The organism is Actinomadura rubrobrunea NBRC 15275 (assembly GCF_001552235.1).
GTDB lineage: Bacteria > Actinomycetota > Actinomycetes > Streptosporangiales > Streptosporangiaceae > Spirillospora > Spirillospora viridilutea.
The window spans coordinates 44,528-54,948 of record NZ_BCQU01000042.1 but is presented as its reverse complement, the minus strand read 5'-3'; the positions used below and the strand labels follow the sequence as shown (position 1 = coordinate 54,948).

At 75.4% G+C, this 10,421-nt stretch carries 8 protein-coding genes and 1 pseudogene; 4 read left to right on the top strand and 5 right to left on the bottom strand.

Annotated features, from left to right (window positions below; genetic code table 11):
• Positions 1 to 91: 91 nt before the first annotated feature.
• From AR3_RS15080 to AR3_RS15060, 5 genes are all read right to left on the bottom strand, one after another.
• Positions 92 to 1,330 (bottom strand): glycosyltransferase, encoded by a 1,239-nt coding sequence (locus AR3_RS15080; RefSeq protein ID WP_067914676.1) that lies wholly within the window; start codon positions 1,328 to 1,330, stop codon positions 92 to 94.
• A 39-nt stretch (positions 1,331 to 1,369) separates the two neighbouring features.
• A complete protein-coding gene (locus AR3_RS15075; RefSeq protein WP_067914674.1) occupies positions 1,370 to 2,566 on the bottom strand; it encodes an SDR family NAD(P)-dependent oxidoreductase in 1,197 nt (398 codons plus the stop codon).
• A 1-nt stretch (position 2,567) separates the two neighbouring features.
• Positions 2,568 to 3,731 carry a DegT/DnrJ/EryC1/StrS family aminotransferase gene (locus AR3_RS15070; RefSeq protein WP_067914687.1) on the bottom strand — a complete coding sequence of 388 codons (1,164 nt, stop codon included), beginning with the start codon at positions 3,729 to 3,731 and terminating at the stop codon, positions 2,568 to 2,570.
• An 8-nt stretch (positions 3,732 to 3,739) separates the two neighbouring features.
• A complete protein-coding gene (locus AR3_RS15065; protein ID WP_146150160.1) occupies positions 3,740 to 5,194 on the bottom strand; it encodes a GumC domain-containing protein in 1,455 nt (484 codons plus the stop codon).
• 130 nt (positions 5,195 to 5,324) lie between these two features.
• On the bottom strand, positions 5,325 to 5,987 hold the full coding sequence (locus AR3_RS15060; protein WP_067914670.1) for a response regulator: 663 nt from the start codon (positions 5,985 to 5,987) through the stop codon (positions 5,325 to 5,327).
• Positions 5,988 to 6,301: 314 nt separating this feature from the next.
• Between AR3_RS15060 and galE the strand changes: the two are divergent.
• The 4 genes and pseudogenes from galE to AR3_RS15040 all read left to right on the top strand — a co-directional run bounded on the left by galE (position 6,302) and on the right by AR3_RS15040 (position 10,420).
• Positions 6,302 to 7,318 (top strand): annotated as a pseudogene (galE, locus tag AR3_RS15055) (UDP-glucose 4-epimerase GalE).
• Between the two features lie 298 nt (positions 7,319 to 7,616).
• Positions 7,617 to 8,267 carry a TetR/AcrR family transcriptional regulator gene (locus AR3_RS15050; protein ID WP_067914668.1) on the top strand — a complete coding sequence of 217 codons (651 nt, stop codon included), beginning with the start codon at positions 7,617 to 7,619 and terminating at the stop codon, positions 8,265 to 8,267.
• Between the two features lie 96 nt (positions 8,268 to 8,363).
• Positions 8,364 to 8,990, top strand: a complete 627-nt coding sequence (locus AR3_RS15045; RefSeq protein ID WP_067914666.1) for a LysE family translocator — start codon at positions 8,364 to 8,366, stop codon at positions 8,988 to 8,990.
• A 134-nt stretch (positions 8,991 to 9,124) separates the two neighbouring features.
• On the top strand, positions 9,125 to 10,420 hold the full coding sequence (locus AR3_RS15040) for a PucR family transcriptional regulator (RefSeq protein ID WP_106258124.1): 1,296 nt from the start codon (positions 9,125 to 9,127) through the stop codon (positions 10,418 to 10,420).
• Position 10,421 lies beyond the last annotated feature (1 nt).

Genomic DNA, 10,421 nt, shown 5'->3' with positions numbered 1-10,421 from the left:
CGGCGCGTCGGGCGCCCCGCCCGCGCGCGACGCCCGCGCCGCCGCCGGCCCGGCCGCCCTCGTCGTCGTGATCACCGTGGCGTCGCCCCCGTCACCGCCGGTGGGGCCGGACGGACGCGCCGCGGTAGGTCTCGTCGAGCACCGCGCCCAGGTACCCGGGGCTGAACCGGTCGCCCAGGGCGGCGCGGGCGCGTTCCGCCATGCGCGCGGCGGCGGCCGGGTCGTCCAGCAGCGCGGTGATCGCGGCGGCCAGCGACGCGGGATCGTCCGGCGGCACGAGCAGCCCGGTCTCGCCCGGCAGCACCAGGTCGTGGTTGGACGACACCGCCGTGGTGACCAGCGGGACGCCCGCGCAGATCGCCTCGACCAGCACGCACGGCAGGCCCTCGGTGTAGGTCGGCAGCGCCATGACGTCGAAGGCGGGCAGCACCTCCGCCACGTCGTCGCGGTGGCCGAGCCAGCGCATCCGGTCGGCGACGCCGAGGTCGGCGCTGAGCCGGGGCATCTCCTCGGCGAGCGGGCCGCCGCCCGCCCACAGCCCGAACACGTCCTCCGGCAGCCGCGCCAGCGCCTTGGCCAGCAGGTGCGGCCCCTTGGTCCGGGTGAGCCGGCCCACCGCCCCGACGACCTTGACGCCCAGCGGCAGGTCGAGCCGGCGGCGGGCCCGGGCGCGCGCGCCCGAGTCGGCGGTGTACGCGTCGACGTCCACGGCCGGCCACGTCAGCCGGATCCGCTCGGGCGTGGCCAGGCCGAGCCGCAGCGCGGTGACCGCGGTCTGGGACCCGACGGCGAGGAAGGCGTCGGTGTGCTTGGCCGCGATGCGCTCCAGCCGTATGTAGGCGCGGCGCCGCGCCCACGACTGGTAGTCGTGGAACGGGAACCCGTGCCAGGTGTGCACGATGCGCGGCACGCCCGCCCGCGCCGCCGCGAGCCGCCCCACGAATCCGGCCTTGGAGCTGTGGGTGTGCACGACGTCGTACCGCCCCTCGGCGAGGACGCGGGTGAGGGTGTGCAGCGCGGCGACGTCGTCGCGCGGGGAGATCTGCGGCACCAGCGGCCGCACCTGCGCCACCTGCATGCCCGCCGCGTAGGCGCGCTCGATGAGGTCGCCGGTCGAGGCGCCCGCCACCGCGTCCTTGCCGTACCGCACCCCGCGCCGGTATCCGGACGCGTCGCCCGCCTGGCCGTCGATGCCCACGCCGCCGGTGAACACGGTGCGTTCGTAGGCGTCCGGGGCCAGCGCGAGCAGCCCGTTCAACGCGACATGACCCGCCCCGCCGTTGAAGCGGGTGATCACCGTCGCCACTCTCAGCTTGCGGTCGGTTCGCACGGGCACCTCACAGGGCAGGGCCGGTTCACCGGAGGCGGCTCACCGGCCGGGCGGATGGGGACCGCGGCCCGCCGCGCACAGCGGCGACGGGCCGTCGGGCAGGTGCTCGCCGGGCGGGCACGGGCGCCGCGCGGGCCGGTACTCGGGCAGCAGGCGCCGCAGCAGCAGCCGCACCCGCGCCTCGTCGCCGCGCGCGGCCGCGTCGGCGAGCTCGTCCAGCAGCGGCGGCAGGCCGGCGGGCGGGGGCGGCGGCCGGGTGCCCCAGATCCGCGGATGCGCGGTGGGGACGCGGCGCTCGCCGTCGCCGAACGACTTCTCGGTCAGCTTCTCGCCCGGCCCCAGCCCGCCGAACCGGATCGTCACGTCGGGCCGCCGCAGCTGCGCCGCGTACCGGTGCACCAGCTCCACGACCGGCACCGCGCCCACGTCCAACGCGAACGTCTCGGCCTCCTCGGCGAGCGCGGCGGCCTCCAGCACCAGCCCGGCCGCCTCGGCCGCGGTCATGAAGTGCCGCGCCACCTCCGGATGGGCGACCGTGACGACCTCGCCGCAGCGGATGCGGTGCGCCAGCACGTCCAGCAGCGTCCCGCGCGCGCCGATCACGTGGCCGACGCGCACGGCGGCGAAGCGGGTGGGGCCGCCGGCCGCCGCCTGGAGCAGCAGCTCCCCGAGGCGCATCGTCGCGCCGAAGACCGACGTCGGGTCCGCGGCCTTGTCCGACGACACCAGCACCAGCCGCGCCGCCTCCCTTCGCAGCGCCGACTCCACCACGTGCCGGGCGCCGACCACGTTGTCCAGCACGCCGCGGCACGGGTCGCGTTCGACGCCGGCCAGGTCGTTGCGCCGCGCGGCGTGGAACACCAGCTCGGGTTCGGCGTCGCCGAGGATCCGCGCGACGGCGTCGCCGTCGCGCACGTCGGCGCGCACCGCGCGCACCCGCGGGCCGGTCGGGGCCGCGAGCTCCCGGGCGAGCCGGGCCAGGCCGCCGGCGTCCTTGTCGACCAGGCACAGCGCCGCCGGTCCGAGCGCGGCGACGCGGCGGACCAGGGCCGACCCGACGGTCCCGCACGCCCCGGTGACCAGCACCCGGCGCCCGCGCACGTGCCGCCGCGCCCGCGCGTCCGGCACGGCGACCTCCGCGCGGCCCATGAGCGCGGCCAGCGGATCGGCCCGCCGTTCGGCGGCGCCGGGACCGCCGCGGGAGGCGGCGGGACGGCGGCGCGCGAACCTCCACATGTCAGCCCCGGGACCGCAGCGCGTCGGCCAGCGCGTCGATCACCCGGTCCTGCGCGGCGTCGCTGAGCCGCGGATACAGCGGCAGCGACAGCAGCCCGTCCGCCACCCGGTCGGTGGCGGGCAGCGAGCCGAGCTCGCGCTCGTCCAGCAGCTCCCGGTACACGCTGAGCTGGTGCGCCGGGATGAAGTGCACCGACGTCGACACCCCCGCCTTCTCCAGGTCGGCGATGACCGCCTCGCGCTCGGGCACGCGGACCTGGTACAGGTGCCAGGCGTGCCGGACGTCCTCGCCGAGGTCGCGGCGGGGCAGCACCAGCCCGGGCAGGTCGCGCAGCGCCTCGTCGTAGCGGGCGGCCAGCTCGGCGCGGCGGCGCTGCCACTCGGGCAGCAGGCGCAGCTGGGCGCGTCCGATGGCGGCCTGGACGTCGGTCATGTTGGCCTTGAGGCCGAGCCGCTTCACGTCGTACGACCAGCTGCCGCCGGGCAGGTACCGGCGCCAGGAGTCCTTGCTCATGCCGTGCAGCCGCAGCGCGCGCAGCCGGTCGGCGAACTCGGCGTCGCGGGTGGCCACGGCGCCGCCCTCGCCGATCGGCAGGTTCTTGGTGGCGTAGAAGGAGAAGCACGCCGCCTGCGACTCGGCGCCGACGGGCACGCCGCCGCGCGCCCCTCCGGGGCCGTGCGCGACGTCCTCCACCACGCGCGACCGGTCCAGCCCGGCCGCCTCCGCCAGCGCCGGCACGTCCACCGGGAAGCCGCCCTGGTTCTGCACGACCATCGCGGCGGGCTTGACGCGGCCCGCGGCCTCCTCGACCGTCGCGGGGGACGGCACCAGGGTGTCCTCGTCGATGTCCACCAGCACGGGGCGGTGCCCGGCGTGCAGGATCGCGTTGATCGCGCCGCAGAACGTCAGGCTCGGGGTGAGCACCGGCGAGCCGGGCGGCAGCTCCAGGGCGCGCAGGCTCAGCTCGATCGCCGCGGTGCAGGACGCCACCGCGACGACGTGCGCGGCGCCGAGGAAGTCGGCGAACTCCTGCTCGAACTCGGCGGTCTGCGGCCCGGTGGTCACCCACCCCGAGTCCAGCACCTTGACGACGGCGTCGCCGACGTCGGCGGCGAACGAGGGCAGGGAGAACGGGACGGCGGTCTGACCGCTGCTGGTGCTCATGCTGTGCGTCACCCCTTGCTGTGATCCGGCGCGTGGTGGTCCGGCGCGGTGATCCGACGCGTGCCGCGGGACGTGCCGCGGGACGTGCCGCGGGACGGGCCGCGGGACAGGGACGAGGCGCGGGAGACGGCGACGACTCCGAGCAGCGGCCAGCCGGACGCGTCGACCAGGTCGCGCAGCGACTCCAGCGCCGACAGCGGCGTCAGCGGCCCGACCACCGCGATCACGCCCGTCCGCTCGTCGGCGCCGACGTCGACGTCCTCGAAGGCGTGGACGCGGCACGCGTCGGGAGACGGACCGGGCAGGGCCGCCTCGCTCGGCGCCGTGGTCGCGGCGGGCTTGCTCTTCAGCGCGGTGCCGCCGCGCGCGACCGGCGCGGCCGCGCCCGCGCCGGGGCCTTCCTCGCGGTCGTCCGCGCCGGACGGGGCCCCGGAGCCGTCGCCGGCGACGCGGCCGTTGGGCGCGGTCGGCGCGGCCGCGGCGGTGCCCGCCCTGTCCCCGGACACCGCCGCGGCGACCGCGGAGACCAGGTCGGCGGGCAGCGGGCGGGAGCCGGTGGTGACCAGGACGACCCGGCGGACCAGCTGCCGCCGGGCCGACAGCCGCGTCCGGCGGCCCAGATCGGCCAGCGCCGCGGGACCGCGGTCGGCCCATCCGAGCAGCGGCACGCCCAGCCGCCGCGCCACCCGACGCTGGCCCGGCACGGTGGGCCGGAAGATCTCGACGGCGACCGCGACGAGCACCCCGGCGACCAGGCCGGTCAGGCCCGCGACCGCCGACATCATCACCGCCGGGTCCGACCGCGGCTCCAGCACCGCGGGCTGCACGAGCGACGCGGCTCCCGCGGCGGACAGCTGGGCGCGCAGCTCGGTGCGGGTGGTGCGCAGGTCGCTCAGCTCGGCCTGGACGCGTTCGCGTTCGTTGGCGGCGTCGATGTCGGGCGGCGTGGCCGCGGCGCGCCGCGACAGCGGGCCGAGCCGCTGCTGCAGGTCGCGCATCCGCCGCTCGACGTCGGCGATCTCCGCGGTGATCGCGCCCCGGTTGGACTGGTTGATCTCGTCGACGACGGCGCGGCCCAGCGCGTCGGTCAGCCGCCGCGCCACGCGGGGGTCGGTGTCGCTGACCGACAGTTCGACCACCGTCGAGGCGCCCAGGCCGGAGGCCGAGACGCGCTTGGCGACCGCGTCCGGCGTCCGGGCGACGCGCTGCTCGGCGAGCACCCGTTCCAGCAGGGGCCGGCTGGTCGCGAACGCCTTGACCTGGCTGACGACCATGCTGACGCCCGCGTCGCCGGCGGCGGCGTCGGCGGCCCGGCCGCTCGCCTGCAGCCGCGCCGTCGCGGTGTGCTGCGGGTCCTGCCGTCCCACCACGACCGCCGTCACGACCAGCGGGACCACCAGCATGCCCAGCAGGAGCATCCAGTAGCCGCGGACGATCCGCGCGGCGACTTCGTCGATTTCCACGATCATCCCCTCGGCGTCGTTGCGCCGAGCGTCTCAGCGGTCGCCGCGCGGTGGATCACCCATCGATACGAGCGCCGACTACGTCTTTTGCAGGGGCTTGGGGGGATTCGCGGGGTGCGGGCGCGGGCGGTCAGTCGCGGCGGCCGGGCCGCATGCCGGCGCGCATCGCCAGCGTGATGGCCTCCAGCACCGAGTGGACGTCCAGCTTGGCCAGCAGGTTCTGGGTGTGGGTGCGCACGGTGTTGGCCGACAGGCCCAGCCGTTCGGCGATCTGCGCGCGGTTCAGCCCGTCCACCATGCACTGCAGCACCTCGCGCTCGCGCGGGGTGAGCCCGGCCGGCAGCCGCGTGCCGTCCCGCTCGGCGCCGCCGTCGAGCAGCCGCCGCAGCACGTCGCCGAGCACGTCCGGGGGGAGCCAGCCGCCGCGCCGGGCGGCGCCGCGGACCACCCGCGCCACCAGCTCCGCGCTCTCGGTCTTGGCCAGGAAGCCGACCGCGCCGCGCCGCACCGCCTGCACGATCGCGTCCACCTCGTCGGTCGCCGACAGCACGACCACGCGGACGTGCGGATGCCGCTCGCGCACCCGGTCCAGCACGTCCAGGCCGTTCTCGGCGCCGAGGGCCAGGTCCAGCACCAGCACGTGGGGGCGTTCGGTGGCGGTGAGCGCGAGCGCGCGCCGCCCGTCGGGGGCGACCGGCAGCACGACCAGGTCCGGTTCCCGGCGCAGCCGGGCGGCGAGCGCCTCGGCGAACACTGCGTGATCGTCCACGATCAGGACGCGGATGGGCTGCATGGCAGGACGATGCCCGCTCGGCGGCCCGCGCGAATCCTGTGAACGCCGTACTATGCGCGAGTACGCACAGTGACGCCCCGCGGACCGGGTTCTGGGCATGCCGTGCGGCGGGTCAGAAGCGGGGCGTAACCAGGGCGGCGGCGTGCCGCGCACCCGCCCGGGCGCGCGGGGAGAGAATCCGCGCGGACGCCTGAGGCGGCCCGGAGGTTGACGGCGGTCCGAAGCCGGTCAGGCGCGAAGAGCGACATTGACCCCCGCGCGGGCGCCCGCCGAAGCTTTCTCGTGTCGAAAAGCGCACGAGTCTGGGGGATGCGATGGGGAAAATTCTGATCACCGGCGGCGCCGGTTTCATCGGCAGTACGATCGCCTCGGTATTCGTCGAACGCGACATCACGCCCGTCGTGCTGGACAGCCTCGTCACCGGGCGGCGGGAATTCGCCGACGGCCGGATCTTCTACCGCGGCGACGTGGGCGACGGCGCGCTGATCGACCAGATCTTCCTCGACCATCCCGACATCGCGGCGGCGGTGCACTGCGCGGCGCTCATCGTGGTGCCCGAGTCGATGGCCGATCCGCTCCGGTACTACCAGGTCAATCTGTCGAAGACCATCGAGTTCGCCGGGCATCTGGTGCGCAACGGCTGCGACCGGATGATATTCGCCTCCACCGCCGGAATGTACCGGCCCGAGGACGACCTGTCGGTCCGGGAGACCTCTCCGCTGGAACCGCAGAACCCCTATACCCGGTCGAAGATGATGGCGGAGACGGCATTGGCCGACTTCGCCGCCGCCTACCGGCTGCGGGTCATCTCCCTGCGCTATCTCAACCCGATCGGGGCGGACCCCCAGCTGCGCACCGGCCTGCAGCATCGCAAGCCGACGCACGCCCTCGGCAAGATGATCGAATGCTACGAGAACGGGGAGCCGTTCACCATCACCGGGGTCGACTGGCCCACCCGCGACGGCACGGCGGTCCGCGACTACATTCACGTCTGGGACATCGCCCGCGCGTTCTACGAGGCGGCGGTGCGCTTCGATTCGATCATTCCGCCGGGCGATTCCGACCGGCCCTCCGGCGGCTAGGAGGCCATCAATCTCGGCACCGGCGAGGGGACCACCGTCCGGGAGCTGGTCGACGCCTTCCGGAACGTCGTCGGTGACGAATTCCAGGTGCGCCACGCCGCCAGGCGACCGGGCGACGTGGTCGGCGCTTACGTCGATCCCGCGAAGGCCGAAGAACTGCTGGGCTGGAAGCCCGAATACAGCATCGAGGACGCCATCCGCCATTCTCTGGAATGGGCGCGTCGGCGCGACCGGATCGACGTCTCCTGACATTTTTCCGGTGGTGCTCCGCCGGGTCCGCTCAAGCTGATCGGGACGCCGGGAGCCGCCGCGAGAGAAGAGCCCTCGGAAACCCGCGATCGCGGCCCGGCGACCCTGTGCGCGGACCGTGCCGGCCTTTTTCGGCGTCCCGTCTCCTTGCTCCTCGTCCGTGTCACGGCCTCCTCGGGGAGACCTCTCGCGCCGCCGTTCGGACGGCTTCGCCGACCGCCCGATGCGCCGACGGCACCGGAGATCCGCCGCGCCGCGGATGCGAGAGGATGGGGGAGTCCCACCCGAGGAGGCGCCCTTGACCGGCGATGTGCGGATCACCGTGACGCGGACCTTGAGCAAGGACCAGCAGGCCCGCCGGGAACGGCTGCTCGACGCGGCCCGCCGGCTCGCGCACGAGGGCGGCTACCAGGCCGTGACCATGCACGATGTCGCCGACCTGGCCGGAGTGGCCCGCGCCACCGTGTACCGGTACTTCGCCACCAAGGACCACCTGCTCACCGAGGTGGCCGCCACGTGGGCGCACCGCGTCACCGCCGACATCGACGCGCTGGCGGTCGGGGAGACGCCGGTGGAGCGGCTGACCGCGCTGCTGGAGCGGATCGTGCGCACGGCCGCCGAGGAGCTCTCCCTCACCTCGGCCATCATCCAGGCCGTGACCTCGGACGACTCCAGCGTCGACGACGCGCGCACGGTGCTGTTCCTGTTCGTGCGGGACCGGCTGTCGGCGGCGATCGGCGAGCCGCTGCCCGAGCGCGGCGACGTCGAGGTCGTGCTCGGGCACGTCCTGCTGGCCGCGCTGGTCAGCCTGGCGCTGCTGCGCCGCCCGGTCGACGAGGTCGCCGCGATGGTGCGCACCGCGGGCCGCCTGGTGCTCACCGGGGCGCTCGCGTCCGAGCCCGCCGGCCCCGGGGTCGGCGACGACGTCCCGACGCCGCCGCCCGCCTAGCGGCCCGGATGTGCCCGATCTGCCCCGTTTGGACCACTTTCGCGGAGTCTGATTGGACCTTCAGCCGGACCGCGGGACGGCCCTAGCGTCCATGACGTGAGTCATCCGCTGCTGTTCCTGCTGGCCGCAACGATCCTCGTCGTCATCCCCGGCCCCAACCACCTGTACATCGTCACCTGCGGCGTCGCCGACGGACGGCGCGCCGCGGTCGCCTCCGCGCTCGGCGTCGAGACCGGCACGCTGCTGCACGTCGCCGCGGCCACCGCCGGGCTGTCCGCGCTCATCGCCGCGTCCGCCACCGCGTTCTCCGCGCTGCGCTACGCGGGCGCCGCCTACCTTGTGTACCTGGCGGTGCGCGCCTTCCGGGCCCGCGACGACCGGGACGCCCCGGCGCCGCCGCCGCGGCCGCCCCACCGCGCCTACCTCGACGGTCTGCTCGTCAACCTGCTCAACCCCAAGGTGGTGCTGTTCTTCCTGGCGTTCCTGCCGCAGTTCATCGACCGCGGCGCCGCCGTCCCCGTGCCCGCGCAGATCGCCGTGATGGGCCTCGTCACCGCCCTGATCGGAACGGTCGGCGACATGGCGTACGCGCTGGCCGCGGGGTCCGTCGGCGCCTGGTTGCGGAAGCGCCCGGCGTTCCGGCGGCGCCAACGGCACGCCTCGGGTGTCGTCTACCTCGGCCTCGGCGCCGCCGCCGTGCTCACCGGGCCGCGGCCCCTCTGACGCCTCCGCGGCACGGCGCCGGGCCGTTTGTCATTCCGCTGACAAACGGCCCGGTCCAATGGTGCGATCCGGCAGAAGTCTTCTCCCATGCGGCCGACTACCTTCGATGGTCCCTGCTTCAGCACGGGCCGGAGGTGCGGACGGTGACCACGCCCATCGAAGAGCGCTCACCCCTCAAACCCTGGGCCGGGGTCCCCCCGGAGATCGGGGAAGTGTTCCGCCCGCATCTCGACGCCCTGGCCGAGGAGATGATCGACGAGATCCTGCGCGGCGTGCCCGAGTACGCCCGGCCGCAGGACGAGACGTACGCCCGGCTGGTGCGGCTGGCCGTGGAGGGCGCGCTGCGGCAGTTCGTCGACCTGATCGTCGACCCCGACGCGTCGTGGGAGCCGGTCGCCGCCGTCTACCGGGAGATCGGCATGGCCGAGGCGCGCGAGGGGCGGAGCCTGGACGTGCTGCAGACCTCGCTGCGCCTGGGCGCCCGGGTGGCCTGGCGGCGGCTGGCCGCCGAGTCCGAGCACTACAACATCCCCCGCCGCGCCCTGGCCAGCCTCGCCGAGGCGGTCTTCGCGTTCCTGGACGAGATCGCCCGCGCCGCCGCCGAGGGCTACACCAAGGCGCGCGAGCAGGAGGCGGGGGAGCTGGAGCACCGCCGCCGTCGCCTGCTGGACCTGCTGCTGGCCGAGCCGCCCGCGGCGCCGCAGGCCATCGCCGACATGGCCCGCCTGGCGCGGTGGCGGGTCCCGCGCACGGTCGCGGCGGTGGTGCTGCACGAGCGGGGCCGCGGACCGTTCCGCCAGCCGTCGCTGCCGCCGGACGTGCTGTCGGACGTCAACCGGCGCGAACCCTGCCTGCTCGTCCCGGACCCGGACGGCCCCGGCCGCGCCCGCATGCTGGAGAACGCCCTGCGCAACTGGGTGGCCGCCCTCGGACCCACCGTGCGCACCGAGGACGCGGCCAAGTCGCTGCGCTGGGCACGCGAGGCGCTGCCGCTGGCGCGGCGCGGCATCCTGCCGTCCGACCGGCTCATCCGCTGCGCCGACCACATGCCCACCCTGGTGGTGTTCAAGGACGAGGAGCTGGTGCGCGCCATCGCCGACCAGCGGCTCGCGCCGCTGCAGGCGGTGCGCCCCCGGCACCGCGAGCGCCTCGCGCGCACCCTGCTGGCCTGCCTGCAGAACGGGTTCAACGCCACCGAGGTGGCCGCCCGGCTGCACGTCCACCCGCAGACCGTGCGCTACCGCCTGCACCAGCTGGAGCAGCTGTTCGGCGACCGGCTGTACGCGCCCGAGGCCCGGCTGGAGCTGGAGATGGTCCTGACCGTCTGGCTCAGCCCGCCGGACACCGCCGAGGAGGACCGGGAGAACGTCATCGCGCTGGAGCGCCCGCGCCGCGGGGCGCCCGCCGCCCGCGCCGCCGCCGACACCTGAC